This is a genomic window from Leisingera sp. NJS201 (genome assembly GCF_004535885.1).
Taxonomy (GTDB): domain Bacteria; phylum Pseudomonadota; class Alphaproteobacteria; order Rhodobacterales; family Rhodobacteraceae; genus Leisingera.
Window position 1 is genome coordinate 1,374,408 of record NZ_CP038234.1, and the last position, 16,308, is coordinate 1,390,715.

15 protein-coding genes and 2 pseudogenes are annotated in these 16,308 nt (G+C 62.0%); 15 read left to right on the forward strand and 2 right to left on the reverse strand.

Features of this window, described 5'->3' with window-relative positions; all coding sequences use genetic code 11:
• Positions 1-100: 100 nt before the first annotated feature.
• Positions 101-763 carry an HAD-IA family hydrolase gene (locus tag ETW23_RS06750; protein WP_134829530.1) on the forward strand — a complete coding sequence of 221 codons (663 nt, stop codon included), beginning with the start codon at positions 101-103 and terminating at the stop codon, positions 761-763.
• A 79-nt stretch (positions 764-842) separates the two neighbouring features.
• Positions 843-2,035, forward strand: a pseudogene (locus ETW23_RS06755) (DegT/DnrJ/EryC1/StrS family aminotransferase).
• On the opposite strand, the pseudogene ETW23_RS06760 reads toward ETW23_RS06755, so the two are convergent.
• Positions 2,023-2,480: pseudogene (locus ETW23_RS06760) on the reverse strand (CreA family protein). The pseudogenes ETW23_RS06755 and ETW23_RS06760 overlap by 13 nt on opposite strands.
• Positions 2,481-2,656: 176 nt before the next feature.
• Between ETW23_RS06760 and ETW23_RS06765 the strand changes: the two are divergent.
• From ETW23_RS06765 to ETW23_RS06775, 3 genes are all read left to right on the forward strand, one after another.
• On the forward strand, positions 2,657-3,325 hold the full coding sequence (locus tag ETW23_RS06765; RefSeq protein ID WP_134829531.1) for a DUF1236 domain-containing protein: 669 nt from the start codon (positions 2,657-2,659) through the stop codon (positions 3,323-3,325).
• A 157-nt stretch (positions 3,326-3,482) separates the two neighbouring features.
• Positions 3,483-4,643 (forward strand): isovaleryl-CoA dehydrogenase, encoded by a 1,161-nt coding sequence (locus tag ETW23_RS06770; RefSeq protein ID WP_134829532.1) that lies wholly within the window; start codon positions 3,483-3,485, stop codon positions 4,641-4,643.
• Entirely contained in the window at positions 4,643-5,143 is a 501-nt protein-coding gene (locus ETW23_RS06775) for a lysozyme inhibitor LprI family protein (protein ID WP_134829533.1), read from the forward strand. The genes ETW23_RS06770 and ETW23_RS06775 overlap by 1 nt, the downstream gene beginning before the upstream one ends.
• A 60-nt stretch (positions 5,144-5,203) precedes the next feature.
• Here ETW23_RS06775 and ETW23_RS06780 read toward each other — a convergent pair whose 3' ends face one another.
• Positions 5,204-5,809 (reverse strand): OmpW family protein, encoded by a 606-nt coding sequence (locus ETW23_RS06780; RefSeq protein ID WP_129371408.1) that lies wholly within the window; start codon positions 5,807-5,809, stop codon positions 5,204-5,206.
• 149 nt (positions 5,810-5,958) lie between these two features.
• On the opposite strand from ETW23_RS06780, the gene ETW23_RS06785 reads away from it, so the two are divergent.
• From ETW23_RS06785 to ETW23_RS06825, 10 genes are all read left to right on the forward strand, one after another.
• On the forward strand, positions 5,959-7,488 hold the full coding sequence (locus tag ETW23_RS06785; RefSeq protein WP_134831274.1) for an AMP-binding protein: 1,530 nt from the start codon (positions 5,959-5,961) through the stop codon (positions 7,486-7,488).
• A gap of 403 nt (positions 7,489-7,891) precedes the next feature.
• Positions 7,892-9,496, forward strand: coding sequence for a carboxyl transferase domain-containing protein (locus tag ETW23_RS06790; RefSeq protein ID WP_129371405.1), 1,605 nt, complete (start codon positions 7,892-7,894; stop codon positions 9,494-9,496).
• A gap of 9 nt (positions 9,497-9,505) precedes the next feature.
• Positions 9,506-11,443, forward strand: coding sequence for an acetyl/propionyl/methylcrotonyl-CoA carboxylase subunit alpha (locus ETW23_RS06795; protein ID WP_134829534.1), 1,938 nt, complete (start codon positions 9,506-9,508; stop codon positions 11,441-11,443).
• Positions 11,444-11,509: 66 nt separating this feature from the next.
• Complete coding sequence (locus ETW23_RS06800; protein ID WP_134829535.1) at positions 11,510-12,367, forward strand: hydroxymethylglutaryl-CoA lyase; 858 nt, start codon at positions 11,510-11,512, stop codon at positions 12,365-12,367.
• A 19-nt stretch (positions 12,368-12,386) separates the two neighbouring features.
• Entirely contained in the window at positions 12,387-13,169 is a 783-nt protein-coding gene (locus ETW23_RS06805; RefSeq protein WP_134829536.1) for a crotonase/enoyl-CoA hydratase family protein, read from the forward strand.
• Between the two features lie 234 nt (positions 13,170-13,403).
• Entirely contained in the window at positions 13,404-13,769 is a 366-nt protein-coding gene (locus ETW23_RS06810; protein ID WP_024090668.1) for an NADH-quinone oxidoreductase subunit A, read from the forward strand.
• Positions 13,760-14,293 carry an NADH-quinone oxidoreductase subunit B family protein gene (locus ETW23_RS06815; protein ID WP_027258414.1) on the forward strand — a complete coding sequence of 178 codons (534 nt, stop codon included), beginning with the start codon at positions 13,760-13,762 and terminating at the stop codon, positions 14,291-14,293. The genes ETW23_RS06810 and ETW23_RS06815 overlap by 10 nt, the downstream gene beginning before the upstream one ends.
• A gap of 15 nt (positions 14,294-14,308) precedes the next feature.
• Positions 14,309-14,917 (forward strand): NADH-quinone oxidoreductase subunit C, encoded by a 609-nt coding sequence (locus tag ETW23_RS06820; protein WP_129371401.1) that lies wholly within the window; start codon positions 14,309-14,311, stop codon positions 14,915-14,917.
• On the forward strand, positions 14,917-15,063 hold the full coding sequence (locus tag ETW23_RS25080) for a hypothetical protein (protein WP_164982742.1): 147 nt from the start codon (positions 14,917-14,919) through the stop codon (positions 15,061-15,063). The genes ETW23_RS06820 and ETW23_RS25080 overlap by 1 nt, the downstream gene beginning before the upstream one ends.
• Positions 15,063-16,286: an NADH-quinone oxidoreductase subunit D gene (locus ETW23_RS06825; RefSeq protein WP_205879963.1), complete on the forward strand. Its 1,224-nt coding sequence runs from the start codon at positions 15,063-15,065 to the stop codon at positions 16,284-16,286. Before ETW23_RS25080 ends, ETW23_RS06825 begins: the two co-directional genes overlap by 1 nt.
• Positions 16,287-16,308: the final 22 nt, after the last annotated feature.

The following is a 16,308-nucleotide window of genomic DNA, read 5'->3' on the forward strand; positions in this document are numbered from 1 at the left end:
CCGTTTTATCCGCTGAGGGACGGGGCGCAAGAGATAGCGCCATCAAACAAGATTGCGGGCTGCAACATGCGGCAGCGGAAATGCGCCGAAGGGGCAGGATATGCGAACAGTTATCTTCGATCTGGACGGCACGCTGGCGGATACTTCCGGCGATCTGCTGGCGGCGGCCAATGCCTGTTTCCGGCAGATGGGGCTGGGTGATGTGCTGAGCCATCCGCGCGATGCGGCGGTATCGCTGCGCGGTGCCCGCATGATGCTGACGCATGGGCTGAAGCGGGTGGATCAGTATGATCCGGCGGTGGTGGAAGAGTTCTACCCGGTATTCCTGAATGTCTACCGCGACGCTATTGACCACCACACTGTTCTGTACTCTGGCGCGATGGACGCGGTCGAGGCGCTGAAAACCGCAGGCTTCGGCGTCGGCATCTGCACCAATAAGCCGGAGGGGCTGGCGGAACAGTTGCTGCGCAGCCTGGGGGTGCGCGATGCCTTTGCATCGCTGGTGGGCGCGGACACGCTGCCGGTGCGCAAACCCGACCCTGAGCCGTTGTTTGAGGCCGCGCGCCGGGCCGGCGGCGATCCGGCCCGCACATTGCTGGTGGGTGACAGCGACACTGACCGCAATACATCTGCCAATGCGGGCGTGCCGTCGGTGCTGGTGACATTCGGCCCGTCGGGCGATGATATGGCAGCGCTCAAACCCGAAGCGCTGCTGCACCGGTTCGAAGACCTGCCGGAGATCGCGGAGCAGCTGATTGCGTGATCCCGCAACTTAGTTTCGGGAAACTCGGCCAAATGGCTTCCCTCTTGACCCTTGCCGGGCGGCGGCTCACAAACGCCGCATGAGCGAGATTTTTTCCGGGTCTTTCACCCAGCAGGAACCCATCCCGAAGACGCCATCGAGGCAGCACTTGCGGTGCTGCGCAGCGGTCGGCTGCACCGTTACAACGTGGCAGAGGGCGAGGCAGGGGAAACTGCGCTGCTGGAGCAGGAATTCGCCGCGCAGATGGGCGCGAAATACTGCCTGGCGGTGGCCTCGGGCGGTTATGCGCTGGCCACCTCGCTGCGGGCGGTCGGGGTGAAGCCCGGCGATAAAGTTCTGACCAATGCCTTTACACTTGCGCCGGTGCCGGGATCCATCGCTTCGGTCGGGGCAGAGCCGGTGTTTGTTGAGGTCACCGAAGACCTGACCATTGATCTTGACGATCTGGCCGCAAAGGCGGATCAGGCCAGGGTGCTGATGCTGTCGCATATGCGCGGCCATCTGTGCGACATGGACCGTCTGATGGAGATCTGCAATGCCGCCGGCATCACCGTGATTGAAGACTGCGCCCACACCATGGGGGCGTCCTGGAATGGTGTGCTCTCGGGCAAGCACGGGGCAGTGGGGTGCTATTCCTGCCAGACCTACAAACATGTGAACTCGGGCGAAGGCGGGCTGCTCATCACCGACGATGAAGAGGTCGCCGCCCGCGCAATCATGATGTCAGGATCCTATATGCTTTATGGCCGCCACCTGGCGGCGCCGGGGCCGGAAGTTTTCGAGCGGGTAAAATATGAGACCCCCAACATTTCGGGCCGGATGGATAACCTGCGTGCCGCCATCCTGCGGCCGCAGCTGAGTGACCTGGAAACCCAGGTGCAGCGCTGGAATGACCGCTACCGCGAAGTTGAGAACGGCCTGCGCGGCACGCCGGGCCTGACCGTGGTGGAGCGGCCTTCGCAGGAAATCTACGTCGGCTCCTCGATCCAGTTCCTGCTGATGGACTGGTCCGAGGAAGCCGTGCAGGAGGCGGTGCGCCGCTGCGCTGCCCGCGGCGTGGAGCTGAAATGGTTCGGCACGCCCGAACCTGTGGCCTTCACCTCCCGCTATGACAGCTGGCGCTATGCGCAGACGCCGCGCCTGCCGCAAAGCGACCGTGTTCTGGCAGGTATCATCGACATGCGGGTGCCGCTGACATTCAGTGTGGAAGACTGCGCCCAGATCGCCCGCATTATCCGCGCCGAGGTCTCTGCCGTCTATCAGTCCGCCTGATAGAGCGGCACCGTCGAGATCGAGACCTTGGCCGAGCCATCGGTCAGCTCTGCCGCGTGGGCAGCATAGATCAGTGTCTGGTTGGCCTCGTCGAAGATGCGCTTGACCCGCAATGATTTCAGGATGATGGAGCGGGACGCGCGGAACACGTCCTCGCCATCGCGGCCGCGGTCGATGTCACCTATTGTGATCGGCCCGGTCTGGCGGCAGGCGATTGAGGCGTTGGACGGATCCTCGAACCAGTTTCCGTTGGACAGGCGGTCCAGCAGCCCCCGTTCGAAATAGGCGATGTGGCAGGTTACGCCGCTGACTTTGGGGTCGGCGATAGCCTCGATTATGATGTCGTTTCCCACCCAGTCGACGCCGATCTCCCGACTTCCTCCGCTGCGGCAGGCAGGCTCAGCAGGCAGGTCAGGGCTGCCACGGTGCGGTTCAATCGTTTCATCAGTTTATATCCTCGCAATCTGATTTGTGCCGGTCTGTCCGGCTACTGCTAAACCAACGCGCGCAATCGGCAAAACGATCCGGGGAACCTTTTTGAACAAGCGGACGTTGTTTCATCACAACGGCGCAAAAAACGCGCCCTCAGACAGAAATGATATCGAGGAGAACATAATGTTCATGTCCAAACGCACCCTGACCGCTCCTGCCCTGACCGCGTCCGCTCTGGCCCTGCTGGCCGCACCGGTCTGGGCCGGCGCCCAAGTGCAGGCTGTGACCGACCTGAACCTGCGCGCAGGCCCGGGGCCGCAGCACAAGATCATTGGCGTCATTTCTGCCGATGGCTCGGTTGATCTTGAGGGCTGCCTTGAGGAAAGCAATTGGTGCAAGGTTGCATATGATGGCGCGGACGGCTGGGCTTACGGCGAATACCTGACCGGCACTCTGGCCGACAAGTATGTGCCGGTTGTTGCCAAGGACAACCCGGTTAAATTCAACACCGTCACATACACCAGCACTGAAACCGGCGAAGACGATGCTGCGCTGGGCGCTGTCGGCGGCGCCATCACCGGCGGATTGATTGCAGGCCCGGCAGGCATTGTCGCAGGGGCGATTGCGGGTTCACTCGCGGGTGAGGCTGCGGTGCCGGACGAGAAAGTGGTGACCTATGTGCGCAGCAATGCCACCGAGCCGGTTTACGTGCAGGGTGAGGTGGTGACAGGCGTCATGATCCCGGAAGAGGTCCAGCTGACCGAGGTTCCGGACACCAATTACCGCTATGTCTACCTGAACGGCCTGCCTGTGCTGGTTGAGGCGGACGACCGCACAGTGGTTTACGTGGTCCGCTGATCCAATCCAAAGCAGCTATTTTGCGGGCGGTCCCTGTCGGGGCCGCCCGTTGCTGTTTGCGGCGCCGGCACGGAACACGATTGACCCGAATCGAGGCCTCGTCTATTGAATTGAACAACTGTTCATATAATCGGCTCTAACCGGGAGGTCCCGCGGGATGTTCAATGCAAGCATGACTTTTGATCTTGGCGATGACGTGAATGCGCTGCGCGACGTAATTCACCGCTGGGCGCAGGACCGTGTCAGGCCGATGGCGCAGGAAATCGATCAGAGTAACGCGTTCCCTGCGGAGCTTTGGAAAGAGATGGGCGAGCTTGGCCTTTTGGGGATCACCGTGCCGGAGGAGTTCGGCGGTGCCGGCATGTCTTATCTGGCCCATACCGTCGCAGTCGAGGAAATCGCCCGCGCCAGCGCCTCTGTCTCGCTGTCTTATGGCGCGCATTCCAACCTCTGCGTCAATCAGATCAAGCTGAACGGCAACGCCGAGCAAAAGGCCAAGTATCTGCCGCGGCTGATCTCGGGTGAGCATGTCGGTGCGCTGGCGATGTCCGAAGCAGGTGCGGGTTCCGACGTCGTTTCAATGTCGCTGCGGGCGGAAAAGCGCAACGATCACTTCCGCCTGAACGGCAACAAGTATTGGATCACCAACGGTCCGGATGCCGACACTCTGGTGGTCTATGCCAAAACCGATCCTGACGCCGGTTCCAAAGGCATGACGGCCTTCCTGATCGAAAAAGAGATGAAGGGCTTTTCCACCTCCAAGCACTTCGACAAACTGGGCATGCGCGGCTCCAACACAGCTGAGCTGGTGTTTGAAGACGTGGAAGTGCCGTTTGAGAACATTCTCGGCGAGGAGGGCAAGGGCGTGCGGGTGCTGATGTCCGGCCTGGACTATGAACGCGTGGTGCTGGCAGGTATCGGCACCGGCATAATGGCCTCCTGCATGGATGAAATGATGCCCTACATGGCTGAGCGCAAGCAGTTCGGCCAGCCGATCGGGAACTTCCAGCTGATGCAGGCCAAGATCGCCGATATGTACACCGCGATGAACTCGGCGCGGGCTTATGTCTATGAGGTGGCCAAATCCTGCGACAAGGGCACGGTTACCCGCCAGGACGCGGCGGCCTGCTGCCTTTACGCGTCTGAAGTGGCAATGACCCAGGCGCACCAGGCGGTGCAGGCCTTTGGCGGCGCCGGCTACCTGTCCGACAATCCGGTGGGCCGTATTTTCCGCGATGCCAAGCTGATGGAAATCGGCGCTGGCACCTCTGAGATCCGCCGCATGCTGATCGGCCGCGAGCTGATGGGGACCATGTGATGAAAACGGCTCTGCCGTTTGCTCTGCTGATGGCAGGCACGTCCGTCATGGCACAGGAGGTTCAATTCTCCTCCGGTGCGACGGCGGCTTGCGTCGCGGGAGCGGCCAATCAGGACGCAAAGCGCAGCTGCGTGGGCACCTCGGCACAGCACTGCATGGGGGCGACGCCGGATGGCTCCACCACCGTTGGAATGATGGGATGCCTGGATGGCGAACGCAGCTACTGGGATCAGCGGCTGAACCGCGCCTACAAGTCTTTGCGGGCCAAGGCGGAAGAATTGGATGCCGAAATGGAGGAACTTGGTTCTGCCGCACCAAAGACAGCGCCGGCGCTCCGGGATATGCAGCGGGCCTGGATCAGCTATCGCGACGCCACCTGTGATTTCGAAAGGTCGCAATGGGGCGGCGGCACTGGCGGCGGCCCGGCCACGCTCAGCTGCCTGATGCGGCTGACCGGAGAGCAGGCGCTCTATCTGGAAGATGCCTGGCTCGGCGAATAGCATGCCGGAAAGAGACGCTGGCGGACGCGCATTGGCCCGCCAGCATAGGGATACAAAGGATCAGAAGCGGTGCACGTAAGCAATGTTCAGGACAACCGGGTCGATCTCGGCGGTGCCGATTGCGGCTCCGTTCAGGGTAACGTCGCTTTCGATGTCGATGTAGCGGACATTGAAGCGTACCGCGCCGCGGTCGGAGATCTGCCAGTCCGCGCCGGCATTGAGTGCCACGCCAAAGCTGTCGTCCATTTCGATCACACCAAGCGGCGAGCTTTCTTCAAAGAAAGTGGTGTAGTTCAGGCCCAGGCCGACAAACGGTTTGATCTTGCCCTGGGTCGGGAAATGGTAGTTGACCGAGATGGTCGGCGGCAGCTGCTTGGCAGAGGCGGCATAGCCGGCACCGGCCAGAGTGACATCATGCTCGAACGGCGAAGCGGCCAGCAGCTCGACACCCCAGTTGTCGCGGAAGAAGTACTCAACTGTCAGCGACAGCGCGGTGCCGTCGTCGATATCAGCAGCCATGCCGGCAAGGGTGCCGTTGCCGGATTTCGGGTTCACGTTGGCGATGCCGACGCCAACGGTCCAATCGCCCTGCTGCTGGGCCAGCGCGGGGCCGGCCAGCGCGGCCAGGGCAGAGGTCAATGCCAAAGCGGAAACCATGCGTTTCATGGGGTGCGTCCCTTTTCTTATGATTACTCCGCCGTGGTGCACCCGGAAGCAAAGGAAAACCCTGATCTGGATCAAGGGAACGGATGCTTTGTCTTTGAAAAGGCAAGGAAAAAATGCATATCAGCTATGCGTTTCTGGAATGTCTAAACATGCATGATATTCGTAACATTCCCGGGCTGCGCGCCGATGGCAGCTGGGACCTGCCGAAGCGGCTGAACATGGCCGCCCAATGCCTGTCGCATCCTGCTGAGGCTGTGGCGCTGATCGATATGACCGGCCCTGCGCGCCGCAGCTTTTCTTATGGTGCGCTGTCCGAGATGGTGGATGGCCTGGCTCGCTACCTGCTGACCCGCATCCGGCCGGGCGACCGCGTCGGTGTGCTGCTGAGCCAATCGCCATGGTGTGCTGCAGCGCATCTGGCCATCTGGAAGGCGGGCGGTATCTCGGTGCCGCTGTTCAAGTTGTTCAAACGCGACGCGCTGGCCTCCCGCGCTGGCGATGCTGGCGTGCGCTTTGTCTTTACGGACCAAGAAGGCGCGGAGCTGCTCGGCGATCTGGCCGAAGCGGTGATGGCTGACACCGCTGGAATAGACGGCCCGCCGGTTGCTTTTGCCGATACCGCACCTGAAACCCCCGCGGTGCTGATTTACACTTCGGGCACCACCGGCAGCCCAAAGGGTGCGCTGCATGGCCACCGGGTGCTGACTGGCCATCTGCCGGGCGTTTCGATCAGCCATGACCACTTGGGCCAGCCGGGCGACTGCCTGTGGACGCCTGCCGACTGGGCCTGGATTGGCGGATTGTTCGACGTGCTGATGCCGGGTTTGGCGCTGGGCGTGCCGGTGGTGGCAGCACGGCTGGACAAGTTCACCCCCGAGGCCTGCGCAGATCTGATCGCAGCGGCCGGCGTGCGCAATATATTCTTCCCGCCAACTGCCTTGAGGATGCTCAAGGCAGCCGGGCAGGGGCTCAACGGTCTGCGCTCGGTTGCCAGCGGCGGAGAGCCCCTGGGCGCGGAGATGCTCGCTTGGGGCCGGCGGGAACTGGGCGTAACGATTAATGAATTCTACGGCCAGACCGAGTGCAACATGGTTGCCTCCTCCTGCGCAGCGGATTTTGAACCGCGTCCGGGCTGCATTGGCAAACCGGTGCCGGGGCATGAGCTGGCGGTGATCGACGAAGCGGGCAATATCACAGATGCCGAGGGCGACGTCGCCATCCGCCGCGGCTCTGCCTCGATGCTGCTGGAATACTGGAACCGGCCTGAGGAAACTGCCGAGAAGTTCCGCGGCGACTGGCTGGTGACTGGCGACCGCGGCATCTGGGAGGGCGACTACCTGCGTTTTGTGGGCCGCGAGGATGACGTGATCACCTCCGGCGGCTACCGCATCGGTCCGGCAGAGATCGAGGATTGCTTGATGACCCACCCGGCAGTGGCGACGGTGGGCGTGGTTGGCAAGCCTGATCCTCTGCGCACCGAGATCGTCAAGGCCTATGTGGTGCTGAAGCCGGGGGCGGAGGCTTCGGCGCAGGAACTGCAGGAATACGTCAAGGACCGTCTCGCGCAGTATTCCTATCCTCGGGAGGTGGAATTCCTGGAGACACTGCCGATGACCGTGACCGGCAAGGTGATCCGCAAGGAACTGAAAGCGCGGGCCGCCGGGGAGGCAAGCCAGTGACGCAATCACAGGAAAGCCTTAGCGATAAGCATGTTGCATGGTTGGCCCGGTTGGTTAACCCAAATTGCCCTGCGTGCGGCGGCGCAGTACCGCTTACTAAACTTGCAGCCAAGAGGAAAAAGTGGCCGCAGGCTGCCGCGTGTGGGTCTTGCGGCACGTACTGGCGCTTAGGGTTAAGCCGTTGGGAATACAATGTCCGGCTAATGATACGGTGTGTTCCCTTCATGCTGGCTTCTGTCTTTCTAATGGGGGGCTTCCTCAGCGCGACGTTCCCCGAGCTGACCTATGAGACATCAAGCGGTCTTACGAAACTACGGGGCGGAGCTTTTCCGTTTCTTGCCATAGCATTCTTTGCTCCCATCGTTGTCTTCTCCCGCCGCCTCCCTTTGAAAAAGGATACGGAATGAAACTTACATCCAAGGCGATGCCCTCCTCGGAAGGCTTCAAGCAGAACCGCGAGGCGCATCTGGATGCGCTCGGGCAGATCAGCGAGGCGGCTGAGGCCGCGCGCATGGGCGGCGGCGAGAAATCCCGCGCCCGCCACGAAGGCCGCGGCAAGATGCTGCCGCGCCGCCGGGTGGCGAACCTGCTGGATCCGGGGTCTCCGTTCCTGGAGATCGGTGCAACTGCGGCCCATGCCATGTATGACGGTGCCGCCCCCGGCGCTGGGGTCGTGGCGGGCATCGGCCGGGTGCACGGCCAAGAGGTCATGGTGGTCTGCAATGACGCCACCGTGAAGGGCGGCACCTATTTCCCGATGACGGTGAAGAAACACCTGCGGGCGCAGGAAATTGCCGAGGAGAACCGTCTCCCCTGCATCTATCTGGTCGACTCCGGCGGTGCCAACCTGCCGCAACAGGATGAGGTCTTCCCCGACCGCGACCATTTCGGACGCATTTTCTACAATCAGGCGCGGATGTCGGCCAAGGGTATTGCCCAAATCGCCGTGGTCATGGGCTCCTGCACTGCAGGCGGGGCCTACGTTCCTGCCATGTCCGACGTGACCATCATTGTGAAAGAACAAGGGACCATTTTCCTCGCAGGCCCGCCGCTGGTGAAGGCCGCGACGGGGGAGGTCGTAAGCGCCGAAGATCTGGGCGGCGGCGATGTGCACACGCGCCTGTCAGGCGTGGCCGATTACCTGGCCGAAGATGATGCCCACGCGCTGGCGCTGGCGCGGCGCGCGGTGCAGTCCCTGAACATCACCAAGCCGCTGACGGTGAATTGGGCCAGCCCCGAGGAACCCGCCTATGACCCTGAGGAAATCCTCGGCGTGGTGCCAGGTGACCTGCGCACGCCTTACGACATCCGCGAGGTGATTGCGCGGCTGGTCGATGGCTCCCGCTTTGACGAATTCAAACCGCGTTTCGGCGAAACTCTGGTCACTGGTTTTGCCCATGTCAAAGGCTGCCCTGTAGGCATCATCGCCAACAACGGTGTGCTGTTCTCGGAAGCCGCCCAGAAGGGCGCGCATTTTGTGGAACTGTGCAGCCAGCGCAAGATCCCGCTGGTTTTCCTGCAGAATATCACCGGTTTCATGGTCGGCCGCAAATACGAAAACGAAGGCATCGCCCGCCATGGCGCCAAGATGGTGACCGCGGTGGCGACCACCAATGTGCCGAAGGTGACAATGCTTGTCGGCGGCTCCTTTGGAGCGGGCAATTACGGCATGTCAGGCCGGGCTTACCAGCCGCGGTTCCTGTGGTCCTGGCCCAACTCCCGCATCTCAGTGATGGGCGGCGAGCAGGCGGCAGGCGTGCTGGCGACGGTCAAGCGCGATGCCATCGAACGCCAGGGCGGCAGTTGGAGCGCCGCGGAAGAAGCTGATTTCAAACGCCCCACCATTGAGATGTTCGAGGAGCAGAGCCACCCGCTTTATGCCTCTGCACGTCTCTGGGACGACGGCATCATCGACCCGCGCAAGAGCCGCGATGTGCTGGCGCTGTCGCTCAGCGCCGCGCTGAATGCCCCGATTGAAGACACACGCTTCGGCGTGTTCCGGATGTGAGGACCTCCCATGTTTGACAAGATTCTGATTGCCAACCGCGGAGAGATTGCCTGCCGCGTGATGGAAAGTGCCCGCGCCATGGGAGTGCGGACCGTGGCCGTCTATTCAGACGCCGATGCGGCCGCCAAACATGTGGCGCTGGCGGATGAGGCCGTGCATATCGGCGGCCCGGCGCCTGCGGACAGCTATCTGCGCGGTGCGGAAATTATCCGCGTGGCCAAGGCGACCGGCGCCCAGGCGATCCACCCCGGTTATGGCTTCCTGTCGGAAAATCCGGACTTTGTTGAGGCGGTGGAGGCCGCGGGCCTCACCTTCATCGGCCCGTCCGCAGACGCGATCCGCAAGATGGGCCTCAAGGACGCCGCCAAGGTGCTGATGGAAGAGGCCGGCGTGCCAGTGGTGCCGGGCTATCACGGTGCCAATCAGGATGCGGGCTTCCTGCAGGAAGAAGCGGGCAAGATCGGGTATCCGGTGCTGATCAAGGCCGTGGCCGGCGGCGGCGGCAAGGGCATGCGGCTGGTCGAGAACCCGGCGGAGTTTGCAGATGCCCTGAACAGCGCCCAGGGTGAGGCCACCACGGCCTTCGGCAATCCGGATGTGCTGATCGAGAAATACATTCAGCAGCCGCGTCATATTGAGGTGCAGGTCTTTGGCGACGGCACCCATGCGGTGCATCTGTTTGAACGCGACTGTTCGCTGCAGCGCCGCCACCAGAAAGTGATCGAGGAGGCCCCCGCACCGGGCATGACGGCTGAGATGCGCGAGGCAATGGGGCGGGCCGGCGTGCGCGCGGCTGAGGCGATCGGCTACAGGGGGGCAGGCACCGTCGAATTCATCGTCGATGGCTCGGACGGCCTGCGCACCGACGGCTTCTGGTTCATGGAAATGAACACCCGCCTGCAGGTGGAGCATCCGGTGACCGAACTGATCACCGGTGTCGATCTGGTGGAGTGGCAGTTGCGGGTCGCCTCAGGTGAGCGCCTGCCTGCCCGGCAGGAGGATCTGACGATCAGCGGCCACGCGTTTGAAGCGCGGCTTTATGCGGAAGATGTGCCAAAGGGCTTTCTGCCTGCAACCGGCACGCTGACGCATTTGTCTTTCCCGGCGGAGGCCCGTGCTGACAGCGGCGTGCGGGCAGGCGACGCCATCAGCCCCTGGTATGATCCGATGATTGCCAAGGTGATCGTGCATGGCTCCACCCGTAAGGTGGCGCTGTCCCGTTTGGCCCGTGCGTTGGAAGAAACCCAGGTGGGCGGCACCGTCACCAACCTTGCTTTTCTCGGCGCGCTGGCAGCGCACGAAGGGTTTGCGCAGGGCGACGTCGACACCGGCCTGATCGCCCGCGATCTGGAGGCATTGGTGGCTGCGCCGAAGACTGAGCTGCGCCACAAAGCGGCCGCTGGTATGGTGGCACTTGGTCTGGTGGAAGCCGTGCAGGAAACCGGTTTCACGCTTTGGGCGCCGCTGCACCGCGCCATCACGCTCAGCCATTTGGAGGAGGAGTTCACAGCTGACGTGCAGGTGGACGGGCCGGACCGGCAGCTGTGGACGGTGAATGGCGAAACCGTGCTGGCCGAGCGCAGCCAGGGCCATTGGCGCATTGAGGGGCGCCGGATGCCCGTAACCTCGCAGGCCGGCCCGCTGATCACGGTGTTTGACGCTTACGGCCTGGAATTTGCCGTTGTGGATCCGCTGGATCGTGATGCGGCTGCAGGCGGCGACAGCAACGTGGTTGAGGCGCCGATGCCGGGGCTGGTCAAAGCCGTATTTGCCAAAGCCGGCCAGCCGGTGGCGGAAGGTGACAGGCTTGCCATTCTGGAGGCGATGAAGATGGAGCATTCGCTGCTGGCCGCCCGCGACGGTGTGGTGGCTGAGGTGCTTGCCGACGCTGGCGACCAGGTCGAGGCCGGCGCGGCGCTGGTGCGGCTGGAAGAGGAAGGCGGCTGACCGTGCGCCTGCGGCGGCTGTCCGGAATTGGGTATTTGAGACCAGAAAGAAGCAGGAGGCCCGGCGATGGCTGAGCGTGTCGAAATTTTCGAAGTCGGTCCGCGCGACGGGCTGCAGAATGAAAAGCGTGAAATCCCCGTGGCGGAGAAGGTCGCGTTGACAAACTGCCTGAGCCGGGCCGGGTTTTCGCGGATTGAGGTGGCGAGCTTTGTGTCGCCCAAATGGGTGCCGCAAATGGCGGGCAGCGCCGAGGTGCTGGCTGGCATCACCCGCGCGCCTGGCGTGCGGTATGCGGCACTGACACCCAATATGCGCGGTTACGAGGATGCCGTAGCTGCCAAGGCGGATGAAATCGCGGTCTTTGCCTCCGCCTCCGAAGGGTTCTCCAAGGCCAATATCAACGCCACAATCGAGGAAAGCATCACACGCTTTCTGCCCGTTTTGGAGGCTGCCAAGGAGAACGGGCTGCCGGTGCGGGGCTATGTCTCCTGCGTGACCGACTGTCCTTTTGACGGAGCAACACCGCCGGAGAAAGTGGCGGAGGTGGCCGAACGGCTGTACGCCCTCGGTTGCTATGAGGTCTCGCTGGGCGACACCATCGGGCAGGGTACTCCGGAGGCGATCACCGCGATGCTGAGCGCCGTCACCGCACGGGTGCCTGCGGCCAGGCTTGCGGGGCATTACCACGACACCGCGGGCCGGGCGCTGGACAATATCGAGGTCTCGCTGGCGCAGGGCGTGCGGGTGTTTGATGCTGCCGTGGGCGGTCTGGGCGGCTGTCCTTACGCGCCGGGGGCTGCGGGCAACGTGGCGACGGAAGCGGTGCACAAGCGCCTGACTGAGTTGGGCTATGACACGGGGCTGGACGGTAACGTGCTGGAAAAGGCTGCGGCACTGGCCCGTTCGATGCGCGGCCTGCAATAGAATTCAGCGGAGAAGCAAGATGTTTGAGACAATCACCCTGGACACTGACGCCCGTGGCGTCTGCACCCTTACTCTGAACCGTCCGGACAAACACAACGCCATGTCCGGCCAGATGCTGCAGGAGTTGATTCTGGCGGCCCGGCGGCTGAACGAAGATGAGACCGTCCGTGTTGTGGTGCTGACCGGTGCAGGCAAGAGTTTTTGCGCCGGCGGCGATCTGGGCTGGATGCGGGATCAGATGGATGCGGACGCCGAAACCCGTGGCCGCGAGGCGCGGGTGCTGGCAGAGATGCTGATGGCGCTTAACACCCTGGCTAAGCCGGTGATCGGCGCGGTGCAAGGCAATGCCTTTGGCGGCGGTGTTGGTATGGCCTCGGTCTGTGACGTTGCCATCGGCGCGGACCATCTGAAGATGGGGCTGACCGAGACCAGACTGGGACTGATTCCCGCCACCATCGGCCCTTATGTCATTGCCCGCATGGGCGAAGCCAAAGCAAGGCGTGTCTTCATGTCGGCCCGTCTGTTCGGCGCGGCAGAGGCAGTGGAGCTGGGGCTGCTGGCCAAAACCGTGCCCGCAGATCAGCTGGCAGAGGCGATCGAGGCGGAGGTCGCACCTTATCTGAACTGTGCGCCGGGCGCCGTCGCTGCCGCCAAGAAGCTGGCCCGCGACTTGGGGCCGCAACTTGATGACGCTGTGATTGACCATACAATCAAGGCGCTGGTGGCGCGTTGGGAAGGCGACGAGGCGCAGGAGGGCATCAGCGCATTTTTTGAAAAGCGCAAACCTGCCTGGCAGGGCTGAAATACCGGTAAAAATGAGTCATGTTTTGATGGCGGCCGCGGTTTCCCCTGCGGCCGCTTTCCTTATGAAATAACTAAGGAATTACGCGCATGTTGCGGCTGTGCTTTTTCCTGTCACAAACCCTTGTAGATTAACCTTGCTTTAGTTGACGCTGTGGGGGCGGGGGGTATGCACAGGGCAAATCAACACGCCAATTGACGTCGCGCGGGAAACCGCCGGGAAAAGGAGCTGCTCTTGGAAGAGATGTTGAGGGAATACCTGCCGATCCTGGTTTTCCTGGCCGTTGCGGCAGGATTGGGCATTGTCCTTATCCTGGCAGCCGTTGTGCTGGCGGTCCGCAACCCGGACCCGGAAAAGGTCAGCGCTTATGAGTGCGGCTTCAATGCCTTTGATGATGCCCGTATGAAATTCGACGTCCGGTTCTATCTGGTGTCGATTCTCTTCATCATTTTTGACCTGGAAATCGCATTCCTGTTTCCCTGGGCCGTCGGTTTTAAGGACATCAGCGACACTGGGTTCTGGTCGATGATGGTGTTCCTGGGCGTGCTGACCATCGGCTTTGCCTATGAATGGAAGAAAGGGGCGCTGGAATGGCAGTGATGACCGGAGCCAACACCGCGGGTGTGGACAAGGAAGTTGTCACCCAGGCCCTGAATGCTGAATTGCAAGACAAGGGTTTCCTGCTGACGTCGGCAGAAGACATCATCAATTGGGCGCGCACCGGCTCGCTGCACTGGATGACCTTCGGTCTGGCCTGCTGTGCTGTGGAAATGATGCACACCTCGATGCCGCGCTATGATGCCGAGCGTTTTGGTATCGCACCGCGCGCCTCGCCGCGCCAGTCGGACGTGATGATCGTTGCGGGCACCCTCACCAACAAGATGGCGCCGGCCCTGCGCAAGGTCTATGACCAGATGCCTGAGCCGCGCTATGTGATTTCGATGGGATCCTGCGCCAATGGCGGCGGCTATTATCATTACAGCTATTCCGTCGTGCGCGGCTGCGACCGGGTTGTGCCGGTTGACGTTTATGTGCCCGGCTGCCCGCCGACGGCTGAAGCGCTGCTGTATGGGCTGATGCAGCTGCAGCGCAAAATCCGCCGCACCGGCACCCTTGTTCGCTAAGGCGGGAGAGAGCAGATGACTGAAGCACTGAATGAACTCGGCGCCCAGATCGAAGCCAAGCGCCCTGATTGCGTGGTGGCCTGGGACGTGTCCTTTGGCGAGCTGAACATTGACGTGACGCCCTCGAATATCGCCGGTCTGGTGGAGTTCCTGAAATCGGACCAGAACTGTAAGTTCTCCTCGCTGGTGGATATTACAGCGGTGGACTACCCGGAACGGGGCAAGAGGTTCGATGTCGTCTATCACTTCCTGTCGATGTACCGGAACCAGCGGATCCGCCTGCGCACTGCGGTGCGCGAAGATGAAATGGTGCCCTCGATCGTCGATGTGCACCCTTCGGCAAACTGGTTCGAGCGGGAAGTCTACGACATGTTCGGCATCCTGTTCTCCGGCCACCCGGACCTGCGCCGGATCCTGACCGACTATGGCTTCCGCGGCTATCCGCTGCGCAAGGATTTCCCGACCACCGGCTATACCGAAGTGCGCTATGACGAGGCGCAAAAACGCGTGGTCTACGAGCCGGTGAAGCTGGTGCAGGAATACCGCCAGTTTGATTTCATGTCGCCCTGGGAAGGTGCCGAATACATCCTGCCCGGCGACGAGAAGAAGGAGGGTGCAAACTGATGTGGTTTGAACCTCTGGCCGAAGTGGGAACCTTGCTGGCGGGCTGTGCGGCCATGCTGGGCGTGGCGATGCCCTTTTTTAAAAAATCCTCAGATTACTCAAATTGCGTAGTTTCGGTGCACAAGGCGGATAGGAGGCTGAAATGATGGACGGCTCCAAATTTGACGACGGCAGCGTTGATGCGCTGAGCGGCGAGCAGAAGATCCGCAACTTCAACATCAACTTCGGCCCGCAGCACCCTGCGGCGCATGGGGTTTTGCGCCTGGTGCTTGAACTCGACGGCGAAATTGTCGAGCGTTGCGATCCGCATATCGGCCTCTTGCACCGCGGTACTGAGAAGCTGATGGAAAGCCGCACCTACCTGCAGAACCTGCCGTATTTCGACCGCCTCGATTATGTGGCGCCGATGAACCAGGAACATGCCTGGTGCCTGGCCATCGAAAAACTGACCGGTGTCGAGGTTCCCCGCCGCGGCCAGCTGATCCGGGTGCTCTATTCGGAAATCGGCCGCGTTCTGAACCACCTTCTGAATGTCACCACACAGGCAATGGACGTTGGCGCGCTGACCCCGCCGCTGTGGGGCTTTGAAGAACGCGAAAAGCTGATGGTCTTCTACGAGCGCGCCTGCGGTGCGCGCCTGCACGCGGCCTATTTCCGCCCTGGCGGCGTGCATCAGGACATTCCGGACGATCTGCTGGACGATATCGACCTCTGGGCGCTGGAATTCCCTAAGGTGCTGGACGACATCGACGGTCTTCTGACCGAAAACCGCATCTTCAAGCAGCGCAACTGCGACATTGGTGTGGTGACCGAGGAAGAGATCCAGCAATACGGTTTCTCGGGTGTCATGGTGCGCGGTTCCGGCCTCGCCTGGGACCTGCGCCGCGCGCAGCCCTATGAGTGCTATGACGAGTTTGAGTTCCAGATCCCCGTTGGCAAGAACGGCGACTGCTACGACCGCTACCTCTGCCGGATGGAAGAGATGCGCCAATCGACCTCGATCATCCGCCAGGCAATTGTCAAACTGCGCGAAGCCACTGGCGACGTGATAGCCCGCGGCAAGCTGTCCCCGCCCAAGCGCGGCGACATGAAGACCTCGATGGAAAGCCTGATCCACCATTTCAAGCTCTACACCGAAGGCTTCCACGTCCCCGCAGGCGAGGTTTATGCCGCTGTCGAGGCACCCAAAGGCGAGTTCGGCGTCTATCTGGTGGCGGACGGGTCCAACAAACCCTACCGCTCCAAGATCCGCGCGCCGGGTTTCCTGCACCTGCAGGCGATGGACCACGTGGCCGGCGGCCACCAGCTGGCCGATGTCGCGGCCATCATCGGCACCATGGACGTCGTGTTCGGGGAGATCGACCGTTGAGCCTGCCCGCCCTGTTTCATCT